This is a genomic window from Stenotrophomonas sp. TWI1409 (assembly GCF_039673015.1).
In the GTDB taxonomy this organism is placed as follows: domain Bacteria; phylum Pseudomonadota; class Gammaproteobacteria; order Xanthomonadales; family Xanthomonadaceae; genus Stenotrophomonas; species Stenotrophomonas maltophilia_A.
The window spans coordinates 1-18,546 of the sequence record NZ_JBDJKU010000075.1; the positions used below are offsets into that span (position 1 = coordinate 1).

17 protein-coding genes and 1 other RNA gene are annotated in these 18,546 nt (G+C 66.4%); 11 read left to right on the plus strand and 7 right to left on the minus strand.

All coding sequences use genetic code 11. The features are described from left to right. Positions 1-355: 355 nt before the first annotated feature. A complete protein-coding gene (locus ABE423_RS18060; RefSeq protein ID WP_100467800.1) occupies positions 356-835 on the plus strand; it encodes a DM13 domain-containing protein in 480 nt (159 codons plus the stop codon). Between the two features lie 123 nt (positions 836-958). Here the strand turns inward: ABE423_RS18060 and rnpB are convergent. Further along, positions 959-1,310: RNase P RNA component class A (gene rnpB / locus ABE423_RS18065), an RNA gene on the minus strand. A gap of 202 nt (positions 1,311-1,512) precedes the next feature. Here rnpB and ABE423_RS18070 point away from each other — a divergent pair. Beyond that, positions 1,513-2,172: a type IV toxin-antitoxin system AbiEi family antitoxin domain-containing protein gene (locus ABE423_RS18070; RefSeq protein WP_180838387.1), complete on the plus strand. Its 660-nt coding sequence runs from the start codon at positions 1,513-1,515 to the stop codon at positions 2,170-2,172. An 89-nt stretch (positions 2,173-2,261) separates the two neighbouring features. Beyond that, the gene (locus ABE423_RS18075; RefSeq protein ID WP_346487046.1) at positions 2,262-3,038 is read left to right on the plus strand and encodes a nucleotidyl transferase AbiEii/AbiGii toxin family protein; all 777 of its coding nucleotides are present in this window, start codon (positions 2,262-2,264) and stop codon (positions 3,036-3,038) included. A 152-nt stretch (positions 3,039-3,190) separates the two neighbouring features. Here ABE423_RS18075 and rsmI read toward each other — a convergent pair whose 3' ends face one another. Then, a complete protein-coding gene (gene rsmI, locus ABE423_RS18080) occupies positions 3,191-4,009 on the minus strand; it encodes a 16S rRNA (cytidine(1402)-2'-O)-methyltransferase (RefSeq protein ID WP_346487030.1) in 819 nt (272 codons plus the stop codon). Positions 4,010-4,090: 81 nt separating this feature from the next. Between rsmI and ABE423_RS18085 the strand changes: the two genes are divergently transcribed. The 4 genes from ABE423_RS18085 to ABE423_RS18100 all read left to right on the plus strand — a co-directional run bounded on the left by ABE423_RS18085 (position 4,091) and on the right by ABE423_RS18100 (position 8,271). Further along, positions 4,091-5,812: a penicillin-binding protein activator gene (locus tag ABE423_RS18085; protein ID WP_125895337.1), complete on the plus strand. Its 1,722-nt coding sequence runs from the start codon at positions 4,091-4,093 to the stop codon at positions 5,810-5,812. Beyond that, positions 5,802-6,170, plus strand: a complete 369-nt coding sequence (locus tag ABE423_RS18090) for a YraN family protein (protein WP_182267263.1) — start codon at positions 5,802-5,804, stop codon at positions 6,168-6,170. Before ABE423_RS18085 ends, ABE423_RS18090 begins: the two co-directional genes overlap by 11 nt. A gap of 110 nt (positions 6,171-6,280) precedes the next feature. Then, complete coding sequence (locus tag ABE423_RS18095; RefSeq protein ID WP_125895335.1) at positions 6,281-6,889, plus strand: metal-dependent hydrolase; 609 nt, start codon at positions 6,281-6,283, stop codon at positions 6,887-6,889. Further along, positions 6,886-8,271, plus strand: a complete 1,386-nt coding sequence (locus tag ABE423_RS18100) for an FAD-linked oxidase C-terminal domain-containing protein (protein WP_346487033.1) — start codon at positions 6,886-6,888, stop codon at positions 8,269-8,271. Before ABE423_RS18095 ends, ABE423_RS18100 begins: the two co-directional genes overlap by 4 nt. Before the next feature lie 22 nt (positions 8,272-8,293). On the opposite strand, the gene ABE423_RS18105 is transcribed toward ABE423_RS18100, so the two are convergent. Beyond that, positions 8,294-10,315, minus strand: coding sequence for an acyltransferase family protein (locus tag ABE423_RS18105; RefSeq protein WP_125895333.1), 2,022 nt, complete (start codon positions 10,313-10,315; stop codon positions 8,294-8,296). Between the two features lie 462 nt (positions 10,316-10,777). On the opposite strand from ABE423_RS18105, the gene ABE423_RS18110 reads away from it, so the two are divergent. Continuing rightward, a complete protein-coding gene (locus tag ABE423_RS18110; protein WP_346487035.1) occupies positions 10,778-11,188 on the plus strand; it encodes a hypothetical protein in 411 nt (136 codons plus the stop codon). Positions 11,189-11,209: 21 nt separating this feature from the next. Here ABE423_RS18110 and ABE423_RS18115 read toward each other — a convergent pair whose 3' ends face one another. The 3 genes from ABE423_RS18115 to ABE423_RS18125 form a co-directional block, all read right to left on the minus strand. Further along, entirely contained in the window at positions 11,210-11,713 is a 504-nt protein-coding gene (locus tag ABE423_RS18115; RefSeq protein WP_346487037.1) for a fimbrial protein, read from the minus strand. A gap of 16 nt (positions 11,714-11,729) precedes the next feature. Beyond that, on the minus strand, positions 11,730-14,177 hold the full coding sequence (locus ABE423_RS18120; RefSeq protein WP_346487038.1) for a fimbria/pilus outer membrane usher protein: 2,448 nt from the start codon (positions 14,175-14,177) through the stop codon (positions 11,730-11,732). A gap of 142 nt (positions 14,178-14,319) precedes the next feature. Beyond that, positions 14,320-15,315: a fimbrial protein gene (locus ABE423_RS18125; RefSeq protein WP_346487040.1), complete on the minus strand. Its 996-nt coding sequence runs from the start codon at positions 15,313-15,315 to the stop codon at positions 14,320-14,322. 241 nt (positions 15,316-15,556) lie between these two features. Here ABE423_RS18125 and ABE423_RS18130 point away from each other — a divergent pair, with 241 nt between their 5' ends. Genes ABE423_RS18130 through ABE423_RS18140 form a run of 3 tightly spaced genes read left to right on the plus strand, consistent with a single transcriptional unit; the run spans position 15,557 to position 17,275 of the window. Beyond that, positions 15,557-16,072 carry a fimbrial protein gene (locus tag ABE423_RS18130; RefSeq protein ID WP_125895945.1) on the plus strand — a complete coding sequence of 172 codons (516 nt, stop codon included), beginning with the start codon at positions 15,557-15,559 and terminating at the stop codon, positions 16,070-16,072. 59 nt (positions 16,073-16,131) lie between these two features. Then, positions 16,132-16,854: a fimbria/pilus periplasmic chaperone gene (locus tag ABE423_RS18135; RefSeq protein WP_125895944.1), complete on the plus strand. Its 723-nt coding sequence runs from the start codon at positions 16,132-16,134 to the stop codon at positions 16,852-16,854. 49 nt (positions 16,855-16,903) lie between these two features. Next, positions 16,904-17,275 carry a DUF805 domain-containing protein gene (locus ABE423_RS18140; RefSeq protein WP_346487042.1) on the plus strand — a complete coding sequence of 124 codons (372 nt, stop codon included), beginning with the start codon at positions 16,904-16,906 and terminating at the stop codon, positions 17,273-17,275. A gap of 188 nt (positions 17,276-17,463) precedes the next feature. On the opposite strand, the gene thiL is transcribed toward ABE423_RS18140, so the two are convergent. Further along, positions 17,464-18,426, minus strand: coding sequence for a thiamine-phosphate kinase (thiL, locus tag ABE423_RS18145; protein ID WP_346487044.1), 963 nt, complete (start codon positions 18,424-18,426; stop codon positions 17,464-17,466). Positions 18,427-18,546: the final 120 nt, after the last annotated feature.

An 18,546-nucleotide genomic window follows, 5' to 3' on the forward strand; every position in this document is an offset into this window, starting at 1 on the left:
GGTGGGGCCGCCCGGGGGGGGTATTTCCTTTCCCGCTGGGGCGGCCCGCCCGCGGGCCGGCAACCTCTGTATCTTTGGATGCGCCATGAAGCTGCCGGCCGGCGGCCGGCACTACCGGGCATCGCGTTGTCGCGATCCACGCGACGGCAGTCGTCATCGCAACGGGCTCGAAACGTCATTCAGCTTCCAACCGCGACCGCGATCCGCCCACGCCACAGGGGCTCCGGCGTCGCAGTCCGCCCACTGTGCCCTTTTCGCAATCGGCACTGTGTCTATAAATGTCGCCCCTGACCTCCCAGGGTGGTGGCGCCCGGCACCCCGCCGCGCGATCGACCGCAACCCCCATGGAGGCCCCATGCGCCGCATCCTCATCCTGATCGTCACCCACCTGCTCACCCTCGGCCTTGGCTTCGGCCTGGGCGTGTACTTCCTGCCGATCCTGATTGCCCCCGATGACCCGCCGGTCGCACAGGTGCAGGCCGCCATGACTGATGCCCCCTACCGCACCACCTTTCGCCGCGACCTCAAGGGCAGCGATGCAGTGCATTGGGCGGAAGGCAAAGTCAGCGTCAGCCCGCGCCAGGTCGCCTTCGACGGCAAGATGGGGCCGGGCCCGGATTACAAGGTGTACCTGGTCCGCGACTTCGTCGACAACAAGGCCGACTTCCTGAAGATCAAGGCACAGGCGAAACGCATCGGTGAAGTGAAGACCTTCAACCGCTTCCTGGTCGATGTACCCGATGACGTCAACGTGGACGACTACACCACGGTCGTGGTGTGGTGCGAGCGCTTCTCGCAGTTCATCTCCGCCGGGCAGTACCGCACGCCGGGTTGAGGAACACGCGGCGTCGAGGTAGTGCCGGCCGCTGGCCGGCACTCTGTCCGCCCTGCAGGCATCGTGACGCTGCCGACCAGCGGCCGGCACTACCGATGCGCGGTTCACGCATATGGAAGAAGGAGGCGGAGCCGGCCGATAAGCCGGGTTCTGTCGTGGACAGTCATTCCTCTAGGCGTTACGTCACCGCAACGCTCAAGCAACCTACCCGGATCCAACGCGGGCCGCGCCAAAGGATCCCTATTTGGTCTTGCTCCAGGTGGGGTTTGCCGTGCCGGTCTGTTGCCAGACTCGCGGTGCGCTCTTACCGCACCATTTCACCCTTACCGGCCTTCCGAAGAAGACGTAGGCGGTATCTTTCTGTTGCACTTTCCGTCGGCTTGCGCCGCCCAGGCGTTACCTGGCACCTTGCCCTATGGAGCCCGGACTTTCCTCGGCACCCCCGAAGGGATGACGCGACTGTCTGGCCGGCTCCGCCAGTGCACATTCTAGCCTACGCACGCCCTTCCTGCCGTGCTGATCGCGGCGTCCGGTTCATCCATCCACGCATGGCGTGGATCTACCGATTCACTGGACAGGGCCGGCGAAACCCGCGCGGCTCTGGTGGGTGCGGATTCCGCTCTGGTGGGTGCGGACCTTGGTCCGCACCATTCACTCGTCACTCGCCGCAGCCAACGATGTTCCTTTTTGTCAGTCGATATTCAAAACACCCGACATTATGGAACAATGCCGTCATGGGAAACGCCGAGGCCAAGGCACGAAAGCTATTGCGACGCGCAGGCACCCTGCGCGCCCGCGAACTGGTGACTGCCGGGATCGCCCGCGCCCAACTGACCCGCCTGGTCGAGGCAGGCGCACTGATCCGGTTGTCCCGTGGCGTCTACGCGTTGGCGGAAAGAAAGAGCGACGACACCGATGATGGACTGCGGATCATTGCAGAACGCCTGCCACACCCCCGTCTATGCCTGCTGAGTGCCCTGCGCCTGCATGGCCTGACCACCCAAGCACCATTCGAACGCTGGGTCTCCATCGGCAACAGCGACCGCGTTCCGCGGATCGACTGGCCGCCCCTCCGTGTGGTCCGCATGTCGGCAACGACCCTCAATGCGGGGCTGGAAGAACGTCGCGTAGGCGGACGTCTCATATACGTCAGCAACGCTGCCAAAACCGTCGTCGATTGCTTCAAGTTCCGCAATCTCGTAGGGCTTGATGTCGCACTTGAAGCCCTGCGTGACGCACTTCACAGCCGTGCAACCACGCCGGATGCGTTGATGGAGTATGCGCGGATCTGCCGCGTTGCCAGACTGATGAGACCGTACCTCGATGCCCTGGCTTGATCCCCTCTCTAACACCTCCCCACCGCGTTGCTTCCATCCGGCAACGGCTGCTCGATCTCGCACGCAAGCGGGGTGAGGACTTGCAGTTCGTGCTGGACAGGTTCGCCGTTGAGCGCCTGCTCTACCGGCTCTCCGCTTCTCGATACCGCGACCAGTTCCTGCTGAAGGGTGCCATGCTGTTCGCAGTGTGGTTCGACGCGCCGCACCGCCCTACACGGGATGCCGATTTCCTGGGATCCGGCAGCGCTGAGCCCGATCGCCTGCTACATATCGCACTTTCGCTCTGTGGAATGCCCGGGGACGACGGCCTGCGCTTCGATCCAGGCAGCATCGTCATCGAGGCCATACGTGAAGAAGCCACGTACGAGGGGCTGCGCATGCGCCTGATCGCACATCTGGGCCGCGCACGCTGCCATGTGCAGTGGGACGTCGGGTTTGGCGACGCGGTGATCACCCCGCCGCCGGAAATCACCTATCCGGTGATTCTGGAGGGATTCCCTCCAGCCTGCCTGCGCGTCTATCCACGCGAAACCGTGTTTGCCGAAAAGCTCGAGGCTATAGCGGCACTGGGCATCGCTAACAGCAGGATGAAGGACTTCTTCGACTTGCTGGCACTGATCCGCGAAGACGCCATGGATCGCCCGCACCTTGTTGCGGCCATTGGCGCGACGTTTGATCGACGAAGGACCCCGGCGCCAACGCCCCTGCCCTACGGACTGACTCAGTCATTCGCCGCAGATACCCAGAAGCAGACCCAGTGGCGCGCCTTCCTGCGCAGGAATCGCCTGATCGCGCCGGACCTCTCTTCGGTGATTGCCGAGATTGCCAACTATCTGGACACCCTCGACACACCCGTACAGTCCTGACGTCGCAAGGCCTGGCGCTATCGGTCCGCCCGGGTGGTTGCAGACCCCGGCGTGGCCCGTTCATCCACGCATGGCGTGGATCTACCGATTCCGCTGCTCTGGTGGGTGCGGATTCCGCTCTGGTGGGTGCGGACCTTGGTCCGCATGATCCATCAACTCCCGTACAACGCCTTGCGCGGTGCGCCGGTCAGCTCGGCAGCCAGCTTGGCCGCGGTCGACGGCGGCAGATGCTCGTTCAGCTTGGCGTAGACGCGGCGGCCATGCGCCAGCTGCGCTTCCTCATCGTCGCCAGCACCCTGCACCATCACCACGAACTCGCCCTTGCGCTGGTTCTCGTCAGCTTCCACCTTCGCCAGCAGGCCGGCCAGGTCACCATCAAGCACGGTCTCGAACAGCTTGGTCAGCTCGCGGGCCAGCACCGCCGGGCGCTCACCGCCGAAGATCGCCGCCATGTCGGCCAGCGATTCGGCGATGCGGTGCGAGGATTCGTAGAACACCATGGTGCGTACTTCACCGGCCAGCGCCTGCAGGCGGTCGCGGCGGCCGCTGGCCTTGGCCGGCAGGAAACCCTCGAAACTGAAACGGTCGCTGGGCAGGCCGGCCACGCTCAGCGCAGCGATGGCGGCACAGGCGCCGGGAATCGGGCTGACCTTGATGCCCGCCGCGCGCGCAGCACGCACCAGGCGGAAACCGGGGTCACTGACCAGCGGGGTGCCGGCATCACTGACCAGCGCCAGCGATTCACCGGCCTGCAGGCGCGATACCAGGCGCTGGGCCAGGGCCTCTTCATTGTGTTCGTGCAGGGCCACCAACGGCTGCTGGATGCCGAAATGGGACAGCAGCTGGCCACTGCGGCGGGTGTCTTCAGCACAGATGGCCGCCACCGACCGCAGCACCTCCTGCGCGCGCGGGCTCAGATCGGCCAGGTTGCCGATCGGGGTGGCGACGACGTACAGGGTTGGCACACTCATTTCAGCGGTACTCACGGGGCAAGGGTAGAATCGTAGCGTGTACCCGGCCAAGGCCGCTGCCCTCATCGCATGGACCCGATCATGAACAAGCCCGCCGCACGGATCTCCGCCCTGTCGCTGTCGCTGATGCTGCTGGCCGGTTGCGCCACCACCAGCCTGACCAGCACGCCCGATTCGCCGGCCCAGAGCCAGGCGCTGGCGCTGATCGAACAGGGCAAGCCGCGCGACGCCGCGCTGCAGCTGGAAGCCCTGGCCGCCACCCTGCGCGGCGGTGCCCGCAGCAACGCACTGGCCGACGCGGCCTGGGCCTGGCACCTGGCCGGTGACAGTGCGCGCGCGCGCAGCCTGCTGGGCCAGCTCACCGCGCGCCAGCTGTCCGGCGCCAGCCTGCAGCGCTACCAGCTGACCGGCGCCGAGCTGGCACTGGCCGACAAGCAGCCGGCGCAGGCCCTGGCCCTGCTGAAGGATCATGCCGACAGTGTTGCGGTCGGCCTGCGCACCCGCTGGCTGCTGGCCCGCGCCCAGGCCCTGCAGGGCACCGGCGATGCCTTCGGCGCCGCCACCGAACGTGCACGCGCCCATGCCAGCCTGACCGGCAGTGCGCGCAGCGAGAACCAGGCCGCCATCGCCGGCCTGCTCGGCACCCTCGACGACGCCACTTTGCGCAGCCGTGCCGCCGCCCTGCCGGCCAACGACCCGCTGTACAACTTCGCCGGTCGCGCGTTGATCGCCCGCGGCCTGCCGCTGCCGCGCCCGTTCGACCGCGATGGCGCGGCTCAGTTCGACACCAGCAAGCGGCCGCCGGCGATGAGCGACGGTTACCGGCCGCCGGCCAAGCTGGCCGTGCTGCTGCCGCTCAGCGGCCGCCTGGCCACCGCCGCGCAGCCGGTTCGCGATGGCCTGTTGAGCGCCTACTACGGTGAAAGCCGCCGCCGCCCGGACATCAACTTCTTCGACACCGCCGGCACCCCGGCCGGTGCCCTCGCCGCCTACGACAAGGCCGTCGCCTCCGGTGCCGACTTCGTGGTCGGCCCGCTGGGCCGCGACGAAGTGGACGCCGTGTACGGCCGCCAGCAGCTGCAGGTACCGGTGCTGGCCCTGAACCGCGGCAAGGATGCACCGCCGGCCGGCAGCGCTGGTTTCTCGCTGGCACCGGAAGACGACGGCATCGTCGCCGCCGAGTACCTGCGTGGCCGCGAGCGCAACCGCGCGCTGGTGATCAGCAGCAACGACGACACCGGCCGCCGTTCCGCCGCCGCCTTTGCCCAGCGCTTCGCACAGCGCGGCGGCCAGGTGGTGGCCACGGTCAATGTCAGCGAAGCCGTCGGCGATGTCGGCGCGCAGGTGCGCAATGCCGGTCAGGTCGATGCCGTGTTCCTCGCCGTGCGCGCCCCGCAGGCCCGGTTGCTGGCGCCGCAGCTGGCGTTGGCCGGTGCCGGTGGCGCGACCCGCGTCGGCACCTCGCAGCTGACCGTCGGCAGCGGCAAGGTGGAAGAAGACGTGGCGCTGGACGGCATCGTCTACCCGAACGAAGCCTGGAATGTGCGCAGCGTGTCCGGCCTGCCGTCGGCCAGCCAGGTGGCCAGCGCGCTGCCCAGCGCTCGCGGCGCCGCTGGCCGTCTGTTCGCCTTCGGTGCCGATGCATGGAAGATCACCGCCTACCTGGACAAGCTGTCCAACGAAGGCGGCCTGGACGGTGCCACCGGCACCCTGTTCCTGGACAGCAACGGCAACATCCTGCGCCAGCCGGCATGGTCCACCTTCAATGGTGGCCGGCCGATGCCGATCGTCGGTGGTCGCTGAGCGCAGCCAACGTGGCTCGGCGGTGGAAGCCGCCGCCGAGCTGCATCTGCAACAGGCCGGACTGCAGCCGCGTGCGCGCAACGTGCGCTATCGCGGCGGTGAACTGGACCTGGTGATGGACGACGCCGGCACCGTGGTGTTCGTGGAAGTGCGCTATCGCGCGCGCTCCGATTTCGGTGGCGGCGCCGCTTCGGTGGATGCGCGCAAATGCCGGCGCCTGGCGCATGCCGCGCAGCTGTACCTGCAGGACAACCCGGCACTGGCCAATGCGCCCTGCCGTTTCGATGTGGTTGAAGCCAGTGGTGAACCGCCGCAGCTGCGGTGGCTGCGTGATGCGTTCCGGCTGGATGACTGCTGATGGTTACCGTCCGCTCTGGTAGAGGCCGACTTTGGTCGGCGCTTCTGTGCCAACCAAGGTTGGCACCTACCAGAGCGCAGCCTGGCCGGCACGACCACGGTGCGTGACTGATGCCTTCGATCATCACCCATGCCGCTGTGCCGTTGGCGCTCTGGTGCGCCGCTGACCGTGGCCGCATCCCTCCGCGCCTGCTGGCGGCCGGTGTGATCGCTGCGATGCTGCCCGATGCGGACGTATTGGCCTTTGCACTGCACATTCCCTATGCCGATGCCTTCGGCCATCGCGGTGCCAGCCATTCGTTGCTGTTTGCCGGCGTGCTGGCGGCATTGGCCGCGGTGTTGGCGTTCTTTGGTAGTCGCCGACCTTGGTCGGCGGTTTCGTGCCAACCAAGGTTGACACCTACCAAGGCAGGGCCAACGGTGGCATCGACCCTACAAGCGGCGGTGTTCGTCTTCGTCTGCGCCGCCAGCCACCCGCTGCTGGATGCGATGACCTCCGGCGGCCTCGGCGTCGCCCTTGCCTGGCCATGGAGCGAGCAGCGCTTCTTCGCGCCGTGGCGACCCATCCGCGTTTCTCCGTTCGCGCCGCAGTTCTTCAGCGCACGCGGCGTGGCCACCCTGCTCTCTGAACTGCGCTGGGTGTGGCTGCCACTGGCTACCGCCGTTGTTGCCTGGAAACTGATCCAACCCGCTCCCGTTGCCCCACGAGATCCGTCATGAGTCCTGCCCTGCCTGCTGCCCTGGTTGCCGAACTGTCCACCCTGCTGGGCGCGGAGGGCTGGCGCATGGATGACAGCGCGCTGGAGGCGAACGCGCAGGACAACTCGTGGCGCCACCAGCGCCCGGCGGCGGTGGCGCTGCCAGCCGACATCGAACAGGTGCAGGCTTTGGTGCGGGCCTGCCGTGCGCATGGCGTGGCCTTGGTCGCACGTGGCGCTGGTACCGGCACCACCGGCGCGGCGGTGCCGCTGCCCGGCAGTATCGTGCTGTCGTTCACCCGCATGGACCGCATCGTCGAGATCCGCGCCGGTGACCGTTGCGCGGTGGTGCAACCGGGCGTGCTCAACGGTACCCTGCAGCAGGCACTGGCGCCGCATGGCCTGTTCTGGGCACCGGACCCTTCCAGCGCCGAGATCTGCAGCATCGGTGGCAACCTCGCCTGCAACGCCGGCGGCCCGCGCGCGGTGAAGTACGGCACCAGCCGCGACAACGTACTGGGTCTGGTGGCGGTGACCGGCACCGGCGACGTCATCCGCTGCGGCGGCGCCTACACCAAGGACGCCACCGGCTACGACCTCACCCATCTGCTGGTAGGCAGCGAAGGCACGCTGGCATTGATCGTGGAAGCCACGCTGAAACTGACCCCGCTGCCGGTCAGCCAGGCCGGCCTGCGTGTGCTGTACCGCGATGCCGATGCCGCCGCAGCCGCGGTATCGCGATTGATGTCGCAGCCGGTAGTACCCACCCGCCTGGAGTTCATGGACGCACGTAGCCTCGAGCTGCTGCGGCTGAACGGTGCCGACGTGCCGGAGGCCGGTGCAATGCTGCTGGTGGAAGCCGATGGTGACCACGACACCCTGCCCTATCTGCTGCAGGCCCTGGCCAGCGCCGCTGAAGGCGACGGCATGATCGAACTGGATGTGGCGATGGAAGGACGCGCGCGCGACCAGCTGTGGGCCGCACGCAAGGCGTTGTCGCCTGCGCTGCGCAGCGTTGCGCCGGGCAAGATCAATGAAGACGTGGTGGTGCCGGTATCGCGCATGCCGGAGCTGGTGGCGGGCGTGCAGGCACTGGCGCGCGACTACACGCTGACCATCGTCACCTTCGGCCATGCCGGCAACGGCAACCTACACGTCAACATCCTGTATCACCCGGACGATGCCGACGAGAACGCGCGCGCACATGCCGCGCTGCCAAAGATCTTCGCGCTGACGCTGGCGCTGGGTGGCACCCTGTCGGGCGAACACGGCATTGGCCTGGCCAAGCGCGATTTCATGGCGCAGGCCTTTACCCCGGAAACGCTGGCGACGATGCGCGCGATCAAGGCCGCGCTGGACCCGGACGGCATTCTCAACCCGGGCAAGGTGCTGCCGCCGGTGTGAACGCCGCCGGGCATGCCCGGCGCTACCGGGGCGCGCTGCCTACGCTGTCGATAAGGGTCTGGCGGAAGCTGGGCAACAGCACGCGATTACCGTGCCCGCTCAGATGGTCATTGTCGAAGAACAGGGGTTCACCGTCTTCCACCGCCGAACAGGTGTCTGGCCCGCACAGCAACGGCAGCGGGTCCCACACCGTCAGCGATGGATAGCGTGCTGCCAGCTCGGCCAGCAGCGCCATCTGCGGTGCGCGCAGCCTGTCCAGGTCAGCGCGCGGCATGCTCAGACCTCCCGCGCATGCCGGGTTGTGGCGGTTGAACCAGTCCGAACAGCGGTACGCACCGGCCTTGAACAGCGGTAGCGGTGCGTCGATCACCACGTGTACGCCCAGCGTCTGCAAACGCCCAAGAACATGATCAGCCTCATCGCGCGCGGCCTGCGCATCGGTCGGGGTACGCTCGGCAAGCAATTGACGATAGACCTGCTGCGCATCCTGCTGTTGCCAGTCGAATCCGCGCAGCTCCGGCATGCGCAATGCCGCAAGCAGCACGATGTCACCAGGACGTGCCTCGCTCTCGATGGTCGACAGCGCGTCCTCAATGAAGTCCTGGCAGTCGGCCGGGCTGGCCCGCAGCAGATTGACGAAGCTGCAGCCGCCGCGATCCTGCTGGTGCACCTCCATGCCGGTCTGCCGCGCGACCATGCTGGTCATGGTGCGATACGCCGCCGCGTGCGAATCGCCAGCCACGAACAGGCGCCGCCCTTCAAGCGCCGGCGCACTCACCGGCTCCAGCGGGCGCCAGGCCGGGTAGCGGCGCGCCTGCCATGCATAGCTGTTGCGGGTGACGCTCAGCGAGACCTGCTCGTGGTACTCCACGGCGGCCCAGGCACCCGCACCACAGAGCGCCACCAGCGGCAGCGCCATCGCCAGCACCTTGGCCGGCGCCAGGCGCAGCAGTGGTGCCGCATTCCGCAGTGGACGCTCGATGAAGTGATACGACACGGCGGAGACCGCCAGCAGCAGCACCGGATACAGCCACAGCGCGACGCCATGCAGGCCATACGTCCAGCGCAGCAGCACCAGCAGTGGCCAATGCCACAGGTACAGCGAATAGGACAGCCGGCCCAGGTAGGCCAACGGTGCGCAGCCCAGCGCGCGCGCAATGCGCGATGTACCCGGTGCCGACACGCTCGCCAACAGCATCAACGTACCGGCCACGGTGGCCAGCACGCCCGGAACCGGCATCGCCAGCTGCGGTGCGGTCACCACGCCTGCACCCAGCAGCACCAGACCGATCACTGCAACCGCATCACCGTTCTTGCCCGGCGTGCGCGCATGCATCCACTGGTAGAGCAGCGCGCCCGCGGCCAGCTCCCAGAACCGCGCAGGCAGCAGATAGAACGCTGCCGCCGGTGCCGTCTGCGCCTGCCAGCCTGCCCATGCCATGGACAGCAGGGTGAGCACCGGCAGCAACCAGCGCGACCACGGCCAGTGCTCACGCCCGCGCAGCCACACGAAGAACAGCAACGGGAAGACCAGGTAGAACTGCTCTTCCACGCCCAGCGTCCATGTATGCAGGAACGGATTGAGTTCAGCACCGGGTGAGAAATAGTCGTCCTGCTGGCCGGCCAGCACGATGTTGCTGAAGCCGACCAGCGCGGCCCAACCGGTCTGGTCGAACTGCTCATTGCGCCACGCGCGGGGGATGAACAGTGCCGACAGCACGAAGGTCGCCATCAGCATCACCAGCAGCGCCGGCAACAGACGCAGCACGCGGCGCCGGTAGAAGTCGAGCAGCATCGCGCCCAGCGACGCGTGGGTGCGCAAGGCCAGCGACTGGCTGATCACGAAGCCGGACACCACGAAGAACAGGTCTACCCCGGTGAAGCCCCCGGGCAGCCACGTCGCGTTGGTGTGGAAGACGACGACGGCCAGCACCGCCAATGCGCGCAGGCCATCGATGGCCGCATTGTGGGAACGTTCGGGAGGGAACATGCAGGCAACGGGTGGAGAACGATCCGACAGCATCACCACCGCTGCCGCAGTCATTCAATGGACGATCGCGACAGGCAAGGACATCGTTCAGGTCCGGTCATAGCCCGACGCAGTTGCAGAGTCGAGCATGGCTCGACTCTGCAGGGAATGTCGCATTCGGCAGGCAACTCCCTGTGCCGCCTGCCAGCGACGAAATTCCTACGCTTTCGAACTTTCCAACAATTCTCATTGGCAGCATTGGCGCTTCATGCAAATCATGTAGCGCCACCGATAACGGGTGGCACGGGCTTCCAATCCCGTTAGTAGTGTCTGTTCGTTACGCTTGCCTGCCGGCGTCGCTCATTCCTTGTGGGTGACGTCGGCAGGCATTCTGCCCGCGCATCCATGGCGGGCGGTGCGTGGGGGCCTCGTGCCCGCCGGCTTTTGCAGACGCTACCCGGTATTGGAACCACGCACCGTCCGCCACCCTTGCTGTTAAGCAGGGTGGCCCCTTGCCGCTTGCACAAGGACGCCGCCATGACCACTTCTCCCTACCCGCACCTGTTCGCCACCCTGGGCGAGGTCGCCACGCGCCTGCCGGATGACCTGGCACGCACGCTGGAAGACACCTTCGTTGCGCTGCAGAGCGGCAACAACGCTGGCACCATCACCCTGCAGGCCTGCCTGCAGCACATCCGCCAGGGCGATGCGGCTGATGGCCAGCCGTGGCCCGGCAGCAACCGTACACCCGGGCAGCGCGTGGCGTTGGCGCGCATCGACCGCGCCAATGCGGGGCTGAGTTTCCTGCTGGAACTGCTGCACGCCACCGAACGCGTACGCGTGGACGGTGAAATCGATCAGGAGATGGGCGATGGTGCGCGCGAAGGGGTGCTGCTGGCCTGCCGTGGGCTGGCCGAGTATGTGGATGTGCAGTTGCGGGCGGTATGACAACCCGCAACCGCAGCCCGCTCAATCGTAGAGCGCGGTAACCGTAATGGCCGTCTGAACCGCACCCGCGTTGACGCCACTGGTCGTGGGCAGGTAATAGCCCGCACGCAGCGTGTAGCTGGCGGTAGCGCCGGTCACGGGCACTTCAATGCCGGTGTCGCCCTTCTTCAGATAGACGTTGCCCGTGGCCCCGGCCAACAGGGCGACCGAAACGCCTCGCGCCGGGTCGGTGCTGGCGGTGTTCTTCCAACGCTGCGCGTCGCCATCGGCAGCCGTTCCATCGAAGGACAGCGTGGCTTTGGCAACGCCGATGCAGCCGGTGAAGTTCAACGTACTCTGTTTCAGCAGGTTGTCGCCCACTTTCAGCTCATCGGCCTTCACGTTGTCCAACGTGATGGCTGGTGCCGTCAACGTACAGGTGCCGGGCAATACGCGGCCGGAAATAGTGAGCGTGGCGGCCGCTGCACTGCCGATGGGCAATGCCAGTGCCAGAAGGGTGAATGAGGGGAACATCAAGCGTTTCATCGGGTACTCCAGAAGGTCAATGGATGGATGGGCCGGCGCCAGCCAGCTCGGGTGAGACAGCGAAGGGCTGGCAGGTGGCGTGGGCCCAGGACAGGCCATAGGCATCGGGCGCGTCAGGCAGTTGATAGGCCAGGCGGCAGCGTTGCGGCCCGTCCGGGTCAACGATCAGCGCGCCTTCGGGCTGCGCGCCACGCAACTGGATGACACCGCCCTGCCCCACCGCGCCTGCGGGCGTGCCGTCCTCGCGCTGCACACGCGCCGCAAATGGCAAGGGCTGGCCCAATGCATCGGTGGCATCGATGAACAAGGTGCGCTCGCGGCGTACTTCGAACGGTACGCGCACGACGCCACCGGCGGTGGGTGCAACACGTTGCGAGGTCTGCAGCATTTCCACCTCCAGCGGCAGGCCCGAAGGATCCAGATCAATGCGGTTCCAGCGGTAGGGGCTGACGTGCGGCAACAATGCGTAACCATTGCGTGCCACACGGATATCCACACCCGTACCCACCTGTGCGCCCTCTGCGCCCGGTGCATGCACCAGCGCGAAGCCCTCGCCCGCCGGCGGCCCCATATTCAGGCCGCCTGCGTGTACCACCAACGCGCCGGAAGCACTCAGGGTCTGGCTGCTGTGCCCGGTCGCGCGGCTGTAGGCGGCGTTGACGTTGGCGTAGCGCCCCTGGTAATCCAGATAGGCACTGCTGCTGTTGCCACCCTCGCCTTGAGTGCTGGATACCGAGTAGTTCATCGCGCGCCGCTCGCCCAGGTAGCCGCTCACCCCCGCCTGCACCTGCTGCCCAGCACTGGCGTGACTGATCTGGGTGCTCGCCCTCGGCGCATTCTCGCTACGGCCCAGCGGCACTGCGAAGGTGAAGGTATAGCGTGTGTCAGGGCGGCCATTGCCCAGCCGGTAGCGGAACACCGAAATTCCGTAGTTCGCGCGCCCCACGGTGTTGCTGAAGCCGAACTGGAAATCGGTCTGGCGCTGCGCGGTATCCCAGAAAGCCACGTGTCCGCCATTGAGGAACAGCTGGCTTGCCGACCCCAGGCGCTGGGAGAGATTGGCCTGGTAGCGCTGTCGCGCGCGGCCGGCGTAGCCCCAGTCGTCGGACGCAGCACGGGCTACGTCATTCAGGGTAAGAAATCCGCGCGTACTGTAGCGGTACGCGGCCAGACCCACGTTGGTCCCGGTACTGGCCACGTAGCGCTGGTAGTTCAGCCGCAGGCTGTTGCCGGCAACGCTGGAGCGTCCCGGCAGCTCGGCCTGCGAGTGGGTGATATCGATGCCGACGGCACCCACAGGCGTGTTCACGGCGGCACCGGCAATCGCCGCGCGATAGCCCTGCGCGATTTGAATACCCCCCAACGCGGTGAGGTGATTGCTGAGACCGCGCGCGTAGGTCCCCTCGGCGAAACGGAGATGGGCCAGACGGCCTCCGGCATCGCGCAGCGTTCCCACACTTGCGCTGAACCTGGACGTACCTGCGCGCAATGCCTGTGGCACGGCGGAAAAGCTCACGTTGAACCGCTGGCTGCGCCCGTCCGCCTCGGTAACCACCACTTCCAGATCGCCACCGGAGTTGGTCGAGTACAGATCGTCGATGACGAACGGCCCGGGCGCAACGCTGACTTCATGGATGACGATGCCGTTCTGGCGGATGCTGACCACCGCGTTGCCCTCGGCGATGCCGCGCACGGCCGGTGCATAGCCACGCAGCGAGTCGGGCAGCATGCGTTCGTCGGTGTACAAACGAGCCCCCATGAACGGGACACTGTCGAACAGCTCGCCACCAGTATTGCCCTCGCCCAGCAACAGCTGGCTGTTCAAGGCCGGCAGGTCGCGCTGCAGATGGCTGCTGATGGTTCGATAGCGGGAGCCTTGGCTGCTGTGATTGAACGAAGCGCGATGGCGCAGGCGCCAGTCGCCCATGTTGAAGCCGGCACTCACCCCTACGTAGCTGCTGTCGCGATGGGTGCTACGGTAGTGGTTGGCGGTGTAGTTGATGAATCCTGCCGTGATTCCGGAGTCACGCTGTTCAGCCGGCACATGGCCACGCGCACGCCGTGCCTGCATCGCCTGCGGAACGGTCAGCTGCAACTGCAGTGCACTGTCGTCGAAGGTTGCGGTGGCCCCCTCGATGGCGGTTGGCAGATCGATACAGCCGACGCCGGCCACCTGTGCATGGAGGCCCTGCCGGTGATCCTCCCGCAGCTGCAGCGCATCCAGCAGATCTGCAGGCACGCAGGGGCGTGCATGGGCTTGGCCCTCTGCCGCCTTGAACGTGATGTCGCGGGTCTGGTGGAACTGTCCATTGATCCACACATCCACCCGGTGCTGGCCTTCCTCGATCGGATTGCCCTGCGCGTAGCGGCGCATATCGATGGACTGCCCGCCGATCAGGAATCCTTCGCTGAACTCGATGGCCGGAGCGGCAGCGGCTGCAAGCGGAAGCGAGATGGAGAGCACCCCTGCAATCGCGCACGGCAGATGGGAGAGGGCGAGTGCGCGGGGACGCGCGCAGGAGCGAACGGTGGTCATGACAGGGGACGCATGAAGGCGCGAAACGAGATGCGGCGCGATGACAGGAAAAGGAAGGCGTGCGCAGGCATCAGAAGTAGTCCGCCAGCAGCGAGACCTCGCCAAGGATGCTCCCGGTGCGAAGTTCCGCAGGCGTGCGCAGATAGCGGGCGCTGAACGGCACGGACATGACCGTTCCGGTGGTGGTGCCGTAGCTCCAGGACTGCTGCATGCGCACCGGCGTACCGTCCTGCAGGACCTGCAGTGCCACGCCGGTTGTGGTGGTGCCCGGTGCGGGAGACAGAACATCGCCGGTGTTGGCCAGGTCGTGCACGTCATTCATTTCCAGCACCAGCGGGCGACCGCTGGCGCCGCAGTTGACCGCGACGTTGAAGGCCTTCTCGCCTGCAGTCTGCTGCAGGTCCAGCGTGCGGGCATCGATCGGATCCAGCGTTACGGACTGGGGAGTGACCGCGCAGGTCTGGGCCTTGAAGCGCACCCCGATGTTCAGATGATGGCGTCCCACGTTGCCTGACTGCGTTGTTGCCATCGATCCGATCGAACGCTTGGGCGTGGGCTCCATCTGACCGCCCCGCGAATAGACATCCACCCAGACCAGAACCTCACCCTCGCGTCCGTTGCCCATGCGGTCCAGCGGCTCACCACGGCCATCGCGCAGGGAGTAGCCACCCGCTTGACCCTCTTCAATGGGACAGGCATCGCCTGGGGGGCATTCCATGTATGACCGCGACTCGAAACGGAACATCAGCAATGCGGATTCCGGCCCCATCGCGTACGCCGCTGTCATCGTCGAATTTGCTTCGTTGTAGACGTCGCCGACATAGGACAGCCCCAACAGACTGGGCACGATGGTGCCGTATGTCTCACCTGCCAAATCGCAGGCGAACTTCAAAGTTCCATCAACAGTGCCCATCCAGCGATGAAGATCGGGCACGAAGGCCACATCGAACTCGTGGTCGATGAACGCATCTCCGCCCAGGAGGCGGCAAGCGGCCTGAGTGTCGAATACGGCACATGACAGGAGCAGTGCGGGAAGCACCAGCGGTCGGGGGAGAGGGAATTTCATGCAGAACTCCTGCAGTGCGCTGCGTCAAATGCGCGTGCGCAACTAGGCGTTGAGGGGCTTTCAAGGGCATGCACGATAGTTCGCCCCCTCCTCCGACCCCATACAACAAATTGCATTCGGCGCTAAGAGGAAATCGTTTGCAACAAGTTGCATGGTGATGCGGCTGCACGACATCGACACTGCGCATCGTTCGGTGGCCCTCGGCTGCCGGCGCCTCCCATTCCGCAACGAGAACACTTCGATGTCGATCAAGCTGAACCTGCTGGCGCTGTCCGCGCTGGCGATCATGGCCGCGCCTGCGGCCCACGCCGAACAGCTGGAAATCACCGGCGAACTGATGACCTCCACCTGCAGTGTCGGCTCCGCCGGTGGCACCATCACCGTGCCGATGGGCAAGGTGGACCTGGCGTCGGTCAATGCCGGTACCCGTGCCGGCCAGAAGAATTTCAGCATTGCCCTGGACTGCACCGGCTCGGGTGCGGCGCAGGAAGTCGGCGTGCGCTTCGGTGGCACGCCTGACGGCAGCACCGGCAATCTGGCTCTGACTGCTGCCTCGGGCGCGAGCAATGTGGGCGTGGCGCTGTATGACGCAGCGGGCGACCACCAGAAGATCGGTGATGACCCGACCCAGTGGGTGACCATCGCCGCCGGTGGCAGTGGCCAGCTGGATTACAGCGCGTGGTACGCCTCGCCGGCCCAGAACGCTACGGCCGGCACCGCCAACGCGTCCGGCGACTTCGTGGTGCTCTACAAGTAAACGGTATCCGGCGTACGCGCGCACGGATGCGCGCGTGCACCTCCTGCATGAGGTATTCCATGAAACTCCGCCCATCGTTGTGGTTGCCGGCCCTGCTGGCCACCGCGCTTGTGCTGCCGGCGCAGGCCGCGGTCACCCTGCAAGGCACGCGCATCGTGCACGACGCCAGCAAAAGCCGCGATGTCACGGTCAAGGCCAGCAACGTGGGTGAGCAACCCGCGATGACGCAGGTCTGGATCGACGCTGGCGACAGCCATGCGCGGCCGGAGAATGTGCGCACGCCGTTCCGGTTGACGCCGTCCGAGCCGCGCTTGTTGCAGGCCAAGCAGGGACAGGCCTACCGGATCACCTATGCGCCGCGGCCCTCAGAGCCGCCGCTTCCGACTGATCGCGAGTCGGTGTTCTACTTCAACCTGCTGGATATTCCGCCCAAGCCCGCCAATGCCAGCGACAAGAACCTGCTGCAGTTCGCGGTGCGCACGCGGGTGAAGCTGTTCCATCGCCCCGCTGGTCTGCCGGGCCAGGCGCGCGATGCGCCGGGCCAGTTGCAGTGGCGTATGGCGGCAGGGGCATTGCAGGTGAGCAATCCGACTGCGTATCACGTGACGCTGGCTTCGTTGACCTTGCCCGATGGCAGTCGGGTACCGGCGGACATGATCGCGCCCGGTGCACAGGTGCTACTACCGCTGCCAGCCGGTGCACCGATTCCGGAGAGCCTGGCATTCCAGTGGCTGGATGACTACGGCACCGCGCGCGATGCCCAGGCAAAGGTCGTTCACTGATTGACGCCGGGCAATGGCTCGGCGCTACTTGATGAATGAAACACGCAACATGAAGAAGATGATGATTCCGCTTATCCGCTATGCGCAGTTCAGCGGGCGCGCCAGCCGCAGTGAGTACTGGTGGTTCCAGTTGTTCATCGTGATCGTTTCGATCCCGCTGTACGTGCTGGGCTTCTATGCCGGTTACAGCGGTTCGCAGGGTCTGGCCCTGGTATCAACCAGCCTGAGCGTGGTGATGTGGCTGGTGTTCGCCTTGCCGTGCATTGCGGCGACCATTCGCCGCCTGCACGATACCGATCGCTCGGGCTGGTGGTTGTTGCTGGCGTTCGTGCCGTTCGTCAGCCTGGTGCTGCTGGTGTTCCTGCTGCTGCCCGGCACGCCGGGCGACAACCGTTTCGGCGCACCGGTTCCGCAGGTGTAACCAGCCATCGTTGGTAGGTATCGACCTTGGTCGACACGGTGTTGCCGCGGGTGGCTGACACGTTCGTGCCAACCAAGGTTGGCACCTACCAGAGCAATGCCGAGGCACCTCCGCTACCGTACGGGCACGGGTGGCTGACACCTTCGTGCCAACCAAGGTTGGCACCCACCGGAGCAGTACAGCTGCGGCTACGCGAAGTGCTGGTATCCACCGTCGGCGGCTTCGCCATCCACGTGTACGCCCTGCCCTTCGGCGATGCGGCCGATGCGGGTGAGCGGCACGTCCAGCGATTCCGCCAGGTAGTGCAGCGCGTCGCGCTGGTCGGCGGCGGCGGTGAAGCACAGTTCGTAGTCGTCGCCACCGCGCAGTGCGCAGTCGCGCGCGCCATCGCGGCCGAGCAGCTCACGCAGCGCGTGGGAGATCGGCAACGAATCGGCATCGACATGTGCGGCCACGTTGCTGCGCGTGGTGATGTGACCCAGATCGGCCAGCAGGCCATCGGACACATCCACCGCCGCGTGTGCGAACGCACGCAGGCGCAGGCCCAGGGTCACACGCGGCGTCGGCCGCAGCAGACGCAGGCGCAGGCTTTCGTAGTCGGCCAGCAGCGTGGCGGTGGCGATGCTCAGCGCAGCTTGCTGCCACAGGCGCAGCGCACCGGCGGCATCGCCGAGCGTGCCGCTTACCCAGATGTCATCGCCCGCCTGCGCGCGGTCGCGACGCAGCGCCTGGCCACGTCCCACCTGGCCCATCGCGGTCACCGACAGCGACAACGGACCGCGCGTGGTGTCACCGCCGATCAACGCAATGTCGTGCTGATCGGCCAGGGCGAAGAAGCCATCGGCGAACGCATCGATCCAGTCTTCGGAGGCTTCCGGCAGCGACAACGCCAGCGTGCACCACGCCGGGCGCGCGCCCATCGCAGCCAGGTCCGACAGGTTGACCGCCAGGGTTTTCCAGCCGATGTCGAAGGCCGGGGTTTCCACCGGGAAGTGCACGCCGCTGTTGAGCGTGTCGGCAGTGACCACCAGTTGCTCATTGGCACGCGGCTGCAGCAGCGCAGCGTCGTCGCCGATGCCGAGCAGGATGTCGTCGCGCTCGAGGGTACGGGCGCGGATGCGGTCAATGAGGGCGAATTCGGCCAGGGACATGGGGCGCTCCCGCTGTTGTACGTGCCGCGCAGGGCGCGGTGGGCGGTAGTGGCGGGGGGGGGGGCGGGACCCCACCGGGCAACCCGGCGCGCCCGCCCCGCCGGGCCCCCCACCACAAGG